The sequence below is a fragment of the Haloferax denitrificans ATCC 35960 genome (genome assembly GCF_000337795.1).
Lineage (GTDB): Archaea > Halobacteriota > Halobacteria > Halobacteriales > Haloferacaceae > Haloferax > Haloferax denitrificans.
On record NZ_AOLP01000008.1, the window covers coordinates 366,374 to 380,650 of the forward strand.

At 64.8% G+C, this 14,277-nt stretch carries 15 protein-coding genes; 10 read left to right on the forward strand and 5 right to left on the reverse strand.

Translation table 11 applies throughout. The features are described 5' to 3' along the window. Positions 1-5 precede the first annotated feature (5 nt). The 5 genes from C438_RS07030 to C438_RS07050 all read left to right on the forward strand — a co-directional run bounded on the left by C438_RS07030 (position 6) and on the right by C438_RS07050 (position 4,317). On the forward strand, positions 6-446 hold the full coding sequence (locus C438_RS07030; protein ID WP_004968644.1) for a DoxX family protein: 441 nt from the start codon (positions 6-8) through the stop codon (positions 444-446). A gap of 208 nt (positions 447-654) precedes the next feature. Beyond that, complete coding sequence (locus C438_RS07035; RefSeq protein WP_004968647.1) at positions 655-1,758, forward strand: extracellular solute-binding protein; 1,104 nt, start codon at positions 655-657, stop codon at positions 1,756-1,758. A 2-nt stretch (positions 1,759-1,760) separates the two neighbouring features. Beyond that, positions 1,761-2,699, forward strand: a complete 939-nt coding sequence (locus C438_RS07040) for an ABC transporter permease (RefSeq protein ID WP_004968649.1) — start codon at positions 1,761-1,763, stop codon at positions 2,697-2,699. Beyond that, positions 2,696-3,577, forward strand: a complete 882-nt coding sequence (locus C438_RS07045) for an ABC transporter permease (protein ID WP_004968650.1) — start codon at positions 2,696-2,698, stop codon at positions 3,575-3,577. The genes C438_RS07040 and C438_RS07045 overlap by 4 nt, the downstream gene beginning before the upstream one ends. Beyond that, on the forward strand, positions 3,577-4,317 hold the full coding sequence (locus C438_RS07050; protein ID WP_004968651.1) for an ABC transporter ATP-binding protein: 741 nt from the start codon (positions 3,577-3,579) through the stop codon (positions 4,315-4,317). The genes C438_RS07045 and C438_RS07050 overlap by 1 nt, the downstream gene beginning before the upstream one ends. A 38-nt stretch (positions 4,318-4,355) precedes the next feature. On the opposite strand, the gene C438_RS07055 is transcribed toward C438_RS07050, so the two are convergent. Further along, the gene (locus tag C438_RS07055) at positions 4,356-5,606 is read right to left on the reverse strand and encodes a DUF6498-containing protein (RefSeq protein WP_239640663.1); all 1,251 of its coding nucleotides are present in this window, start codon (positions 5,604-5,606) and stop codon (positions 4,356-4,358) included. 122 nt (positions 5,607-5,728) lie between these two features. Between C438_RS07055 and C438_RS07060 the strand changes: the two genes are divergently transcribed. Further along, positions 5,729-6,076, forward strand: coding sequence for a hypothetical protein (locus C438_RS07060; protein WP_004968653.1), 348 nt, complete (start codon positions 5,729-5,731; stop codon positions 6,074-6,076). A 73-nt stretch (positions 6,077-6,149) separates the two neighbouring features. Continuing rightward, positions 6,150-7,577 (forward strand): DUF6498-containing protein, encoded by a 1,428-nt coding sequence (locus tag C438_RS07065; RefSeq protein ID WP_004968654.1) that lies wholly within the window; start codon positions 6,150-6,152, stop codon positions 7,575-7,577. A 107-nt stretch (positions 7,578-7,684) separates the two neighbouring features. Here the strand turns inward: C438_RS07065 and C438_RS07070 are convergent, their stop codons facing one another. From C438_RS07070 to C438_RS07080, 3 genes are all read right to left on the reverse strand, one after another. Next, complete coding sequence (locus tag C438_RS07070) at positions 7,685-7,996, reverse strand: DUF7521 family protein (RefSeq protein ID WP_004968655.1); 312 nt, start codon at positions 7,994-7,996, stop codon at positions 7,685-7,687. Position 7,997: 1 nt separating this feature from the next. Beyond that, on the reverse strand, positions 7,998-8,369 hold the full coding sequence (locus C438_RS07075; RefSeq protein WP_004968656.1) for an ArsR/SmtB family transcription factor: 372 nt from the start codon (positions 8,367-8,369) through the stop codon (positions 7,998-8,000). A 340-nt stretch (positions 8,370-8,709) separates the two neighbouring features. Next, positions 8,710-9,894: a LolA family protein gene (locus tag C438_RS07080; protein ID WP_049917829.1), complete on the reverse strand. Its 1,185-nt coding sequence runs from the start codon at positions 9,892-9,894 to the stop codon at positions 8,710-8,712. Positions 9,895-10,079: 185 nt separating this feature from the next. Between C438_RS07080 and C438_RS19500 the strand changes: the two genes are divergently transcribed. The 3 genes from C438_RS19500 to C438_RS07090 all read left to right on the forward strand — a co-directional run bounded on the left by C438_RS19500 (position 10,080) and on the right by C438_RS07090 (position 13,236). Then, on the forward strand, positions 10,080-10,337 hold the full coding sequence (locus C438_RS19500; protein ID WP_160166863.1) for a hypothetical protein: 258 nt from the start codon (positions 10,080-10,082) through the stop codon (positions 10,335-10,337). A gap of 87 nt (positions 10,338-10,424) precedes the next feature. After that, positions 10,425-11,990, forward strand: coding sequence for a PAS domain-containing sensor histidine kinase (locus C438_RS07085; RefSeq protein ID WP_049917831.1), 1,566 nt, complete (start codon positions 10,425-10,427; stop codon positions 11,988-11,990). Between the two features lie 784 nt (positions 11,991-12,774). After that, the gene (locus tag C438_RS07090) at positions 12,775-13,236 is read left to right on the forward strand and encodes a nucleoside deaminase (RefSeq protein WP_004968659.1); all 462 of its coding nucleotides are present in this window, start codon (positions 12,775-12,777) and stop codon (positions 13,234-13,236) included. Positions 13,237-13,989: 753 nt separating this feature from the next. On the opposite strand, the gene C438_RS07095 is transcribed toward C438_RS07090, so the two are convergent. Continuing rightward, a partial coding sequence (locus C438_RS07095) for an enolase C-terminal domain-like protein (protein ID WP_004968660.1) occupies positions 13,990-14,277 on the reverse strand: 288 nt, incomplete at its 5' end.

Here is a 14,277-nt window from a genome sequence, read left to right on the forward strand (position 1 = left end):
TCGAGATGGCTCTCGCCGACGAACGACTCCGCCGATTCAAGACGCCGCTCCGGTACGTGATGGGCGCACTCTACGTCCTCGCTGGAGTGATGCACTTCGTCGTGCCGAACGCGTACGCGCAGGTCGTCCCGCCCGTCTTCCCGGCGGCGCTCGCGCTCGTCTACGTCTCGGGCGTCGCCGAAATCGCCCTCGGCGTCGGCGTCGTCTTCCGCCGCACTCAGCGCGCCGCCGCGTGGGGACTCGTCGCGCTGTTGGTCGCGGTCTTCCCCGCGAACGTCTACATGGCGACGAGCGACATCGTACTCGAAGGCGTCCCGGCGGCGCTTCGGGAGCCCTCGGACGCCGCGCTGTGGCTCCGCCTGCCGCTTCAGGGCGTGCTCGTCGCGTGGGCGTGGTGGTACACCCGACCGGCGCCCGCCGACGCCGATGAGACGTCTTCGGCGTGACGGTCAGGACGAACTGGCGTGGTCACCCGGTAGTCGCCGCTACGCCCTCGAACGCCCGTCTCTATTGTTCCCAAAATAGCGCTATATGGCCCGCCCAACCGTCGAAACGGCTACGTTAGGTTCATAGCAATCCCCTTTAGCGGCCGGTCGTGTTTCCCGAGTGATGGTATCAACCAGACGGAGTTTCATCGGGGGTTCTGCCGCGGCGGTGGCGGGTCTCGCCGGCTGTCTGACCACGAGCAGTTCCGAGAGTGACGCCGCCTCGACGGGTTCCGGTGGCGGCGACGCGGAGACGTACGAGGTAGGCTATCAGGACTTCCAGACGAACGTCGAGGCCACCGCGTTCCCCGATATGCTGTACTTCTACTGCGTGCAGTCCGGGTGGATGAACTGGCCGTCACTGATGCAGTCGTTCGAGGACGCCTACGGTGTGGCCGTCCACGACGACGACCGCTCGTCGGGCGAGGCGCTCCAGCACATGCGCTCGCACTCGAACAACATGACCCACTCCGGGTACAACGGCGGCTACACCTACGGTATCGTCGCCCGGAACGAGGGCTTCACGCAGGCGTACAAGCCGGAGGGATGGGACAAGGTGCCTGACTCGCTCAAGACCGGCGACGGCCACGTCACGGCGACCCGCCGAGTGACGACGGCCGTGACCTACCGGAAGGACATCTACGAGGAACGCGGCCTCGACGAGCCGACCACGTGGGAGGACCTGCTCCAGCCCGAAATCATGCAGGACCTCGCGCTCCAGACCCCGCAGGCGGCGGTCGGGCTCGCGGCGGCGCTGTCGGTCAACAACGCCCGCGGCGGCAGTATGGACGACCTCCAGCCCGTTATCGACTACTACGAGCGGATTCAGGAGGGCGGCGCGGAGTTCACCGACAACTTCCTCGCGCAGTTCTCCCGCGGCGAGTACGCGACGTTCATCCGGTACGACTACTCCGGGCTCGACCTCAAGTACAACAACGACGAGGTCGCGGAGGAGAACGTCGGCGTCGCGCTTTTGGGCGGCGAAAACGGGAACAAGGGCGCGCTCAACATGCCGTACGGCTACGCGCTCTTGGAGGGCGCGCCGAACCCCGAGGCGGGGAAGCTGTTCATGGACTACGTCCTCTCGCTGGAGGGCCAACAGCAGTTCCTCGACGCCTACGTCAGGCCGATTCGCTCCTCGGAGCTGGAGCTTCCCGACGAGTTCATCGACCCGGCCGAGTACGACCGAACGGAGTTCCAAGTCGACTACGGTCGGTTGGTCGACCGGCAGGAGGACATCATCCGAGAGATAACGCGCGGCGCGAACATCTGAGGATGTCCGACCGACACGCCGAGAACAGTCCGCTCTCGACGCTCCGGGCGCTCGCGGCGCGAGTCGTCGGCGCGGTCGAGACCGTCGCGAACCCCGTCACCGAACGAGAGCGCGAGTACCGCCGCATCGTCGCGCTGTGCGCGCCGTTTTCGGTGCTGTTGCTCGTCGCGGGGCTGTATCCGCTTTCTGAAGTCGTTCGCATCAGCGTCTCGACGGCCCAGTACCGGTCGGTCGGCTTCTCCCTCGACGCCTACGCGACGCTGTTCGGCGACCCCTACTACCGCCGAGTGGCGTTCGACTCTCTGTGGCTGACCACCGGAACGACGCTCGTCTCGGTCGGGCTCGCCGTCCCCATCGCGCACGCCCTCGAAAAGTACGACCTGCCCGGCGAGGACCTCCTCGTCACGCTCGTCTCGTTCCCCATCAGTCTCCCCGGTATCGTCGCCGCGTTCATGATTCTGGTGCTGTTCGGGAACAACGGCGTCGTCACCGCGGTCGCGGCCGCCCTCACCGGGAGCCGCCCCACCGACCTCGCCTTTGCGGTCAGCGTCCCGGGGCTGTTCGTCGCCTTCGTCTACTCGATGGTGCCGCGCGCGACGCTCATCCTCCGCGGGACGTACGCCGAGGTCGACTCGGCCGCCGAGGAGGCCGCGCAAGCCCTCGGCGCGACGCCGTTCGAGACGTTTCGGTACGTCACGCTCCCGCAGATTCGGCCGGGAATCACCGGCGCGCTGATTCTCACGTTCCGGACGGGGCTGGCGATATTCGGGACGCTCGTCGTCATCCAGACGCTCGTCGTCTGGACGCTCCAACTCTCGCGGGAACTCGGCGTCGGCTACGACGTGCAGGTCGCCGGCGCGATGGCGACCGTCTACTTCGCGTTCACGTTCCTGTTCACCGTCCTCGGACTTCGGTACACGAGCGCGGAGGTCGGCATATGAGGCCGTCCCTCTCGCGTCGGTTCGGGCGGTCGGCCGTGACGCTGACCCTGTTTTCGACGGTCGCGTTCCTCATTGCGCCCATCGTTCTCACCGTCGTCGCGTCGTTCGCCGCGAGTTGGACCGGCGTCCTCCCCTCGGGGTTCGTCACCTTCGAGAACTGGCGGGCGGTGCTGGGGCTCGCTGACACGATTGGCTCACAGCGCAGTATGGGATGGGACCCCCTGTTCAGTCTCCCGCTCGGCGGCGAGACGCTTTCGGTGTTAGTCCCCGCGGAACTGGCGTTCAGTATCGGGCTGGCGCTCGGCGGCGTTCTCATCAACCTCGTCGTCGGCGTGCCCATCGCGTACGCGGTCGCTCGGTACGAGTTCCCGGGCAGAGAGTGGGTCAACGCCGTTTCCGTCCTCCCGCTCGTTCCGGGTGTTATCTTGGGCGTCGCGTTCCTCCGGGCCTACCCGGACCTCTCGGCGACGAGCTTCGGCCTTATCGTCGGCTACTCGCTCCTGAAAGCGCCGTTCATGGTGATGGCCGTGCAAAGCGAGTTCGAGTCGATGCCGCTCCGACAACTGGAGGAGTCCGCCCGCTCGCTGGGCGCGTCGTGGCCGCGGACGTTCCTGACGGTCATCGTGCCGAACGCCCGCTCGGGAATCGTCTCGGGGGCCATCATCTGTTGGGCGCTCGCGGCCGCGGAGTTCAACTTCTCGTACATCGTCTGGGCGAAGGGAACCCAGCCGCTCGCGCTCTTCTTGCAACGACACATCTCGAACAGCTCGTTCACCAAAGCGGCGGCCGCCGTGTCGATGTTCTTTTTCATCATCGTCGCGGTCACGCTCCTCTTACAGCGGGTCGGTCGCCGCGGATTCGACACCAGAGGTAGCTAATGGCAGACGTGACACTAGACGCGGTTCGGAAGGAGTACGGCGGCACGACGGCGCTCGACGGCGTTTCGATCACCGTCTCGGACGGCGAGATTCTGGGCGTGCTCGGCCCCTCGGGGTGCGGGAAGACGACGACGTTACGAACCGTCGCCGGCTTCGAGACGCCGACCGACGGAACGGTCAGGTTCGACGGCGAGGACGTGACGAACGTCCCCCCGGAGAACCGCAACGTCGGGTTGGTCTTCCAAGAGTACGCCCTGTTCGACAACATGACCGTCGCCGAGAACGTCGCGTTCGGGCTGAGGATGCGGGGCGTCGGAAAGCGCGAGCGACGAACTCGGGCCGAGGAACTGCTCGAACTGCTCGACATCGGCGAGATGGGCGACCGCGACCCGACGACGCTCTCCGGCGGCCAACAACAGCGCGTCGGGCTGGCGCGCGCGCTCGCCATCGAGCCGAACATCCTCCTCTTGGACGAGCCGATGACGGGACTCGACGCCCAACTGAAGGCGCGCCTGCGGACCGAAATCGGCGCGCTTCTCGCCGAGTTGGACGTCACCGGCCTCTACGTCACCCACGACCAGGAGGAGGCGATGGTGATGTGCGACCGCGTCGCCGTGTTGAACGAGGGTCGCGTCGAACAGGTCGGCACGCCCCGCGAAATCTACGAATCGCCGGCGAGCGAGTTCGTCTCGGAGTTCGTCGCGCTCGACGCGCCCGACCTCCCGTTCGTCCGCTGGTGATTCGCTGGTGGTTCGCTGATGAGTCAACTGGAATCGACTCACGCGCTTGCCGGACCGCCCGCGACCGCCGACCGACCGCCGGCGGCGACCGCGTCCGGCGGGAGATGCGGAAGGCGATAGACGCGGCCATCGCGTTCGAGTCGGAGCGTCTCGGTTCCGAACAGTCGGTCGGTGACGCTCCGGACGCGCTCTAGTTCGGCGCGCGACTCAGAGGCGAGTCGCCACTGCGGCCCGAACAGCCGGTCGTAGCCGACGAGTCGCCCGTCTCCGGACGCCCCGTCGGCCCCGTCGCAGACGCGGAACTCCATCGCCAGATACCGGAACGACCAGTCGAAGACGCCCAGCGCGGTGAACCCTCCAGCGACGACCACCGCTCCCCCGAGCAGTTCGACCGCGACGCCAGGGGTCGTCGCGGTGCTGAGCAGGCCAATCAGCGTCAGCCCCGCGCCCACGACGACTGCGAGCGGGGACCGGAGCCCGCGGACGACTCCGCCCACGACGACCGCCGACGGCTTCGGGCGGACGATTTCGGACACCTCCCGCGAGCTCTCGATTCGCTCCCACTCGGGGGTGTCGGGAGCGAATCCGAGGTCGACCGACGTGCGCTCGTCGAACGCCTCCAGTCGGTCGCGGTAGACGTCGACGATGTCGGCGAGCAGTTTCACCGCGAGGACGAACGCCAGCACGAACGGCGCGGGAGCACCCGCGATGACGAACCCCCCGCCGACGAGGAGCGCCGAACCGGTCCCCGCCATGGACGTGAGCGCCGACCGAAGCGGCTGTTGGGGCGGGACCGACGCGTAGGTTCCGCCGAGCAAGTACCGACCCACGTCGACGGCTCGGCCGACGACGACGGCGAGCACGCCCAAGCCGACGGAGAGCGATTCCGCGTCGGTCATCGTCGCGCCCGTCGTCTCTCCGACGCCGCCGACTCCGATTGCGCCGAAGAGGAGCCACCCCACGCTTCCGACGGCGAGGGTCACCAAGATGACTGGGAGGTTCGCGACCTGAATCGATAGCGGCAGGACGGGCAGATTGATGCGCCCGCGCTTTTCCGACAGGGCACCGAACACGAGCCACGAGAAGCCGTTCGCGTCGTAGGTCGGTTTGCCCTCCGCGAACAGCGCCTTCACCGCGGCACCGACGAGGCACGCGCCGAGTTCGACCCAGTAGACAGACAACAGCGCCACGAGCGACCAGTCGAGCGCGAGCACGCCGACGAGCGGCACGGCGTTGACCGCCATCAACACCGCCACTTTCGCTCGCCGCCTCTCGCTGGGTGTGAGCATTGTTGCTACAGAGACATTTCGCTCGGAACAGTTAGGTGGTCTGACTCACGGCGGGCGGTCGGAACCGCACCTCCACGACCGAAAACCAAGCGTTGATACTGTCAGATTATTATCTATCTTACGTGCGTCCCTCGCTCCGATATCTCGTCTCGCTCGTCGTCGGTCTCGTCGTCGCCGGTGTGGCCGTCTCGGCCACCAACACGCCGGGGTTCCTTCCCGTGGCAATCGCCCCGTTGTACGCGGCGACCACCGCGCTCGTCCTCCACCACCGCGACGGGTGGAAGCGACTCTTCCGATTCGGAAACCAACGCTGGAGCGACCGAAAGCGGGGAGCGCTCGGGGGCGGCATCGGCGCGCTCAGTTTCTCGCTATTGCTCAACGTCTCGATTCCGGCCGGCCTCGTCGGAATCGGGCTGATGCTTTTCGGCCAGGCGCTCACGGTCGCAGACTACGAGTCGCTCCCCGAGTAGTCGCCCGCCGCCGGGGCGATTCGAGCGCGGGTTTCATCAGCTATATCACCGGATGTGCGAAACGACGCATTCGATGGCCCCTCCACGGTACGGCGACGCCTCGTCCTCGTCTCTCCCCGCCGGACTCGGGTTCCTCCCGGTGCTCTCCGCGAATCTCCTCCCCCTCGCCGGCGTGCTGTGGTTCGACTGGGACCCGGAAACCCTCCTCGCGGTCTACGTCCTCGAACTGCTGTTGCTGTTCCCGCTTTCGGGCGTGAAAGCGCTGTTCGCCGGCCGGCCGCCGACCTCGTCCCGCGACGGCGGCGTGCTCAGCCTGTCCGAAAGCGACCTCGTGGACAAGCGCGGGGGCGTCACCCTCCACGACCGACTCCCGCCAGTGTATCCGCGGAACGTGCCCTTCGCGACCGCCGTCGTCAGCGGCGGCGCGTGGGTCGGCGTCTTCCTCCTCGCACCGCTCTCGGAGGTCGTCTCGGTGCTCGACGTGCTCGCCCGCCCGGAGGCGGTCGTCAGCGTCGCCGCGCTCGTCGTCGGCCAAATCGGTGAGACGGCGGCCACGTTCCTCCGCGGCGACCGATACGCGGAGCGCTCGCCCTACGCCCTCGTCGAAATCCCCGCCCGGCAAGCGATGTTCCTCGCGTGCTTCCTGTTCGTCGTCGTCCTCGGCGGCGCGACGGTCGCGCTCACGGGGTTCGTGTTCGTGAAACTGCTCTTCGAGTGGTCCGGGTTCCGCGCAGAGCAGGGCGGCGGCCGGCTGACGGACTGGCTCTCCGGCCCCGACGGCGACGCGGCCCGGGACTCCCTCGACGTTCCCGATGGCCGACCGGCGGACGCAATCGACGTGGACCGCCGCGCGGTCGTCGCGGCCGCGGTCTGGCGTGCGGTCACGACGACAGGGCCGTTTTACGTCACCATGGCCGCGATGGTCTGGCTCGGGGGGACCGCGTTCGTCGTCGAGGGGACTCCCTCGCTCGCTGTCTGGGTCGGGTTCGGCCTGTTCGGACTCGCTCTCCTCGCGTTCATGCTCGTCGGCGACGTGGTCGAGGACACCCTCGCGAGCGGGTGGCTGACCTACCGCCGGTTCGGCGACCGACTCGTCGCTCACGACCGCCTGACCGGCGAGCCACAGTGGGTGGCGGCGGTCGGCGACCTCCGCGACGCCGAGGTCGTGGCGACCCGCCCCACCGACCGCTATCTCGGCACGCGAACCGTCGCGGCGACGGTCGGCTGGGGCGACGAGGAGGCGGAACGCACGCTCGGGCCGGTCGCGGACGCCGAGGCGTTCGTCGAGGCGTTCGACCTGCCGGTCGAATCGGTGGCCCTTTCGCCGCTCGACCGGCGCTTCGTCGGGGCCGCCGTCGCCTCGGTCGTCCTCACGGCGGTCGGCGTCGTCACCGTGCTGGTCACCCCGCTCGGCCCGTCCACGAGTTGGCTATTCGCGTTGTTCCTGTTCCCGGTGTTCGCCATCGTTCCCAAGGGGTTCTGGTCGCTCGCGCACCCGTGAGGCGAGAGTCGGGACTGTCGATTTGGCGAGTGAGTTCGTGTGAGCGAATTCGAGGAGAGCGAGCAAACGTGAGGAGGGAGCGCCCGATGGGACGGCCCGCGGACGGACTACCCTCGCGAATGTAACGAGTAGGCGATGAGCACGACGCCACAGAACTGGAACAGCCGCGTGACGAACGTGAGCGGCTGTTGGTACTGGAGGCCGATGTAGCCCTGTCGCAAGAGTACCGAGCCGACGAAGGCGACGCCGAACGCGACGGCCGTGAGGAGGAACAGGCCCGCGGAGAGTGCCCGCATCGCCCGGCTGTCGTGACGACGGTAGCCGCGATAGGCCTGATAGCCGACGTAGCTCCCGACGAGCGTCGACCCGAGGGCGAGCGAGACGATGAGCCAGTCGAGGACGGCCGACAGGGTCGCCATCTCAGAGGTCCTCCCACATCCGTTTGAAGCGGTCTGCGGTGTCTGTCTCCCCCTCGCCGGGGAACGACTCGTCGTCGGTGCGCGTCAGGGACGACTCGAACGACCCGTCGTCCAGCGCTACGGAGAACTCGGCGAGCGCGGCGGTGTAGACGCTGTAGTGGTTGTTACTGGTTCGAATCTCGGTCTGTTCGTCGAGGAGTCCGTACGCCTGTAATCGTTCCACCCGGCGGTAGACCGTCGGTTTGGACATCTCACACTCGTCGGCAAGCTCTTGTGCGGACATTGGTCTGGTACTCGTCGCTTCGAGGATATCGCGGGCGTACTCGTCGCTGAGGAGGTCGAGAACGTCACCCAGCGCCGGATCCTCACTCACGGTGGTCGGATGACTGCTCGGCGGATTAATAGGCCCACGGGTTTCCACCCCCGCTGGTCGCGGCGACCGACTCGGGACGGGGGTTCGGTGGGGGTGTCGGGATAGCACGGTGGTTCGGGGTAGTGCGACGATACTGCGGGAACGTACGGCGATGCTGTGGAGGGGCTGTCGCGTCAGCGATGGCCGCGATGGGTGCCGGAGTGCTGTCAGAGGGCACAGTACGGTACTGCTCGGGAGGGCAGTCCGATGTCAGTGCGGCGGGGCCCATCGCAGTTCGACCGACGCGCCGGGATAGCATATAAAACGGGGGCCAGTTTCTGACCCAGAAACTCGCGCGTTTTCAGGCGGGACAGCCGACCGAGCGGCCGACTTCGATGAGTCGGTCCGTCTCGACGCCAGTCCCGCGGACGGTGTGGCCGTAGCCGTCGCAGTTCCACGACAGCGACGTGGTCGGCCCGTAGTCGATAGTCGCCGGCCGGTCGCCAACCGTCGCGTCGCGCTCGTCGGCGTCGATGTCGAGAGTGTAGTTGAACTTCGCCATCGTGAGCTCGCGGCCGCCGGCGGCGTAGCGGAGGCCGACCCCGTCGATGCGGCCGGTGGTCCGCGTGGCGTAGACCAGTTCGTACGCGGGCGGAACCGTCGGCTCGGGGACCGAAATCGAGCTCCGCGCTTCCAAGTCGGCCCTGCTCCGGAACCACTCGGTGCTCGGCGTGTTCGGTCGCTCGACGGTCGTGTTCGCGTCTATCTCCGGCTGGAACGCGTCCGCCGACACGGCCGCGTCGAACGTCACGTTCGTGTACGTCGTCGTCACCGACCGCCGGGTCCCGTCGGTCGTCCACGCCGTCTGTTTGCGGAGCGGGTAGAACCGCTCTGCGTCGAGCCACAGCCGCTGGTGGTAGCCCGCCTCGCTCCGGTTCGTCTCGGGCGCTATTTCGAGGACGTACGCCTCGCGCCCGCCGACGGCGTCGGTCTCGACGAACTCGACCGCGTAGCTACGGTTCGCATCCGCACCCGGCGCGACACCGGCGTGTCGCGGCACGACGGGAAGCGGCGACACGCCGATGGACTGCGGGCGACCGTCGCCGTCGGTCAGCCCCGCGGCCGCGACGAGCAGTTGGAGCCGTTCGGCCGTCCGCGACTCGGTCGGTGGCCCCGTCAGTTCGATGACGGTCACCTCGTCCGCGTCTGTGTCGTGAAGCCAGAGCGTCGACCCGTTCGAGACCTGCCGGTCGTACTGTCGATTCGCCGCGTTCCGGAAGTTCACGCGCTTCCGTTCCGTTTCCGGGACGAGCGCCACGTCGGCGACTGTCCGAGAGCTGACGGTGTCGTTGGTTCGAATCTCGACCGTCTGCGTCCCGGTGAGCGCGTCGATGCCGCGGTAGCGCTCGGTCACGTTCGCGTCGACCGCGGGGCTCGCGTCGCCTATCGCGCCCCCCGTCGTCCAGAGGACCGTAGAGAGCGCGACGGCGACGAGCACGAACGCGGCGAGCGTGCGTCGGTTGAGTCGGAGTGGAGGGCGAGTCATGCTGTGTACACCCTGACAGGGAGTTCGACTGCGTGTCTGGGAGCCGACGGCTAAATACTTCTGGACGCCGGTCGTTCCGGGCGCCCCCCGGACCGACAGCTACACCCTCAACCGCGAGACCGGTCGGATATGTCGCGCTCCACGACTCCCTCGACGCGAACGCGAGCGTGGGTCTGCGCCCTCCAGTGGGGTCTCGTTCAGGCGTTCGTCCTCGACACGTTGGGTCGGTTCCTTCGGACCGACTCATCGGCGGGGCCGCGGGCGGCTGTACCGGCGTGTTGCTCGCGGTTGGACTTGTGACGCTCGCGCTCGTCGGCGTCTCGGTGTTCGTCGGCTCGTCGGTCGTCGTGCCCGCCGTTCCCATCGTCGGGTCGCTCGCGATTTCGGGGTATCTGGCGTTCGTCGCCGAGACGACGCTCGTTTCTCGAATCGCTGACGGGTGACTCGACGACTGGTCGACGACGCTTCCACCCGTACACGCCTCGAACCGCCGGGGAGTTTATGCGCGTGGGGATGGTATTCAACCAATAATGTCAAGCGAGCGGATGGAGTTGTTCGAACACGTCGAAGCCGACCTCATTCTTCGGGAATTCTTTCAGGAAGTCACCGAGTACGCGATATTTCTCCTCGACGCGGACGGGTTCGTAGCGACGTGGAACGAGGGCGCGAGACGCATCAAAGGTTACGAGCACGACGAGATTATCGGCCGCCATCTATCCGTGTTCTACCCAGACGACGGCGACGGTACGTCCCCCGAGACGGTGCTCTCAATCGCCGAATCCGAGGGGAGTTACGAGGAGAAGGGGTGGCGCGTCCGGAAAGACGGGTCGCACATCCTCGCGCACGTGACCGTCCGCGCGCTGAACGACGACGCCGGTGAACTCAAGGGCTTCACGAAAATCGTCCGAGACGTCACGGAGACCTACGAGTACCGACAAGAGCTGGAACGAAGCCGAGACCGACTCGAACGCACCGAGCAACTGGCCGATATCGGCGGGTGGGAAGTCGACTACGAGACCGGCGACCTCCAGTTGACCGATGGAACCAAACGGCTGGCGGATATCCCGCCCGACACGAACCTGACGCTCGACGAACTCAGAGACCACTTTCACGAGGACGACCGCGCGATTATCGACGAGGCTATCGAGGGCGCGCGAACCGACGGCGAGCCGTTCGACATCGAGATGCGAGTGATAACGGCGACGGGGCGAACGCGGTGGGTCCAAGTCCGCGGCGAGCCGACGGGCGACCGGACGAACGTCCGCGGCGCGGTGCGCGATATCTCGGACAGGAAGGAGCGCGAAGAGCGGCTCATGGTGCTGAACCGCGTGCTTCGTCACAATCTCCGGAACAACCTCAACATCGTCAGCGGCTACGCGCGGGAGCTCCGTCGGGACCTCGACGGGGTCGATATCCCGGCGCTGGGCGACGGCGACCACGAACGGTTACACGAGACGCTGGAGAACATCAGCGAGACGACAAGGGGCATCGACACGGAACTGCGGACGCTCGACAAGTTGGTCGACGCGGCGAGCCGGTTCTCGGCGGAGGCGATGGTGTCGAAGACGAACCGAATCATCGAGAACGCCGACGGGCTCATGTCGACCGGCGAGAAGGCTCGTCGGTTCGAGAGCGTCGTCAAGGAGGGCGCCGACAGACGCCCGGTTCGCGTCGACGACGTGTTCACCGACCTCAAGCAGACCTACGAGCAGAAATACCCCGAGGTAGAGATTCGACTCGAACCGGGCGAACAGACCGTACTCGCGGGCGAACACTCGCTGTTCCTCGCGCTCGACGAACTCGTACAGAACGCCATCGTCCACAACGACGAGGACTGTCCTATCGTCGCTGTCTCGTCGCGCCGCCTCTCCGGCGAGCGGGTCGCCATCACGGTCGAGGACAACGGCCCCGGCATCCCGCGGACCGAACGCGAGATTCTGAAACGCGGGAAAGAGACCCCGCTGGCACACGGGAGCGGGATGGGGCTGTGGACCGTCCACTGGTTCGTCACGCAGTTCGACGGCGAGGTTTCCATCGCGGACCGCGAGGAAGGGGGGTCGACGGTCGAAGTGCGACTCCCCACGCCGGAGAACTGACGTACCGATTCAGACCGCGCGTCTCTCTGCAGGGACGAGAACTCGGTTCGGCAACGACGACGTTCTGAATTCTGGTGGGGTGATAAGGCAGACGACATTTCCCAAGATACTCCAATTATTTAGATTATTTGAATTCTCTGAATTTTCTAATTATGTGAGTTATGTGGATATCTCGTAGTATCTCGATAGCGTCGGTACTGTAGATACGGTTCCTATGGTTGAGAGGGTACGTAGCCCAGACGGGACCCATTATCTAGATAAGTCAGATAATCTGTAATACTCACAGAATCCGAGCTATCCTCATAGCCACCGATTCAACCGCGTCGAATCACGGTGTCCGAGGCCGAACCCCGGTGAGTCGATCAATTCTTCAGAGTATCCGAATTATCCAGATGCTATCGCTTATCGGCGTTGCGCAACTCGTCCGCTATCGCCGAAAAATTTCCCCGAGAGATTATGAACGGAGTCTGGACATCACACATAATTCAAATTATTCGTCGAATGCGGATACTCCACACAGCAATGACAGATCACGCGAGCCACGGAACTCGAATAACGCGCCACATCTGGATGTCGTAGATTATTCAGATTATCGCAAGTGAGTAGATAACTCAAAGACTGCTCATAGTCGAGGAATCCAACGACTGTCGATTCCCATAGAAGCCAAATACTCCGAACAATCGAGAAAATCCACTAAATCCACGCTTTCTAGATAATTCAAATTATGTACATTGTCCGGATGTCGTCCGGTTTAACCCGGCCTCGTGAGAAGTCGTAGACGACTATGACGACACAGTTCGACGACTTCGACCACGAGACACACATGCGCGAGAGTTTCGAACTCGCCCGGGAGTCCGCCGCACGCGGCGACGAGCCGTTCGGGTCCGTACTCGTCCGCGACGACGAAGTCATCATGCGCGAGTCGAACCGCATCGTGACGGAGTCCGATATCCGACGCCATCCCGAGTTACACCTCGCCTATCGGGCGTGCCGGGAGTACGACGCCGACGAGCGGGCGGCGATGGTGATGTACACCAGCACGGAGCCCTGTCCCATGTGTGCCGGCGGAATGGCGACCGCCGGGTTCGCTCGCGTCGTGTACGGCGTCGGCGGCGACGAAATCGGAGAGTTCGTCGGGTCGACTCCGGGCGTTCGGTCGGCCGCAGTTCTCGACGGCGTCACCGAGGTCGTCGGTCCCGTGTTGAACGAGGAAGCCCGGCGAGTTCACCAAGCGTACGAGTGGTAGGAATCTGCCTGTCTTCCACTGCGACTGAAGCCGACTCGACCGGAGCGCGAACGCCCACAATCCGGATGTTCGAACAGTAAAAAATTCGATATTACTTTCGAATGTATTGTTCAATAACCTGTTTTTGCTTCACTCACAGGCGATTATAGATTGACGGACGTTCGAGTCCACTTTCCGAGTCAGTAGCACCGATAGCGGCCCTGTTTATCCCTAAAGGCACACGTAGGACCGACGAGACCGTGTTTGAACTGAACGGGCCGTTTTCTCACATCTATCTCCGAATCGCTCTTCTTGTGCCTTAAACAGGCGTTTGAGAGCTATTGTGGGGTGTCTTGCCAGTTCGACGGTGGACGAGATACGTTCGACAATAGTAGTCGTTCGGAAGTCTGTGGTCGCTATTTGACTTGTCTCTTAGTAGTATTTGAAATTGATATGATGGGGGTTGTCTCGGTGGGGTTGGTGTCGAATTACGGACCTACCCGTAGTCGGCTAGTATCGAGATGTCTCACTCAGACCGAGAGGTAGCGAACTCATTTACATAATTCGAACGCTGGCCCTCCTCGGGGGATAGTAACGATAGAGATTACACATGCTTGTAACGGTACAATTCCATATATCTGTATAATGAACTCTCGTTCGACGCGGCAGAAACCCTGAGTCCACGAAACACACTCAATAACGAATAGCTCGCCGAGTCGGTTTACGCCTCGTCGAACGAGACGAATCGGAGATTCGCCGGCTCGACGAGTCGGTTCACTCCTCGTCGAACAGCGTCTCGCCGTCGACCATGTGTTCTTCGACGGTGTCCATGTCCAGCGTCACGCCGAGACCCGGCTTCTCCGGAATCTCGATGTAGCCGTCCTCGATGACCGTCTCCTCGACGAGGTCGCCCCACCAGCCCAGCTCGTAGGAGTGGTACTCGACCGCCAGCGAGTTCGGAATCGCCGTGCCGACGTGCGCCGACGCCATCGTCGCCACCGGCGACGACACGTTGTGCATCGCGACCGGCACGTAGTACTGGTTCGCCACGTCCGCGATTTT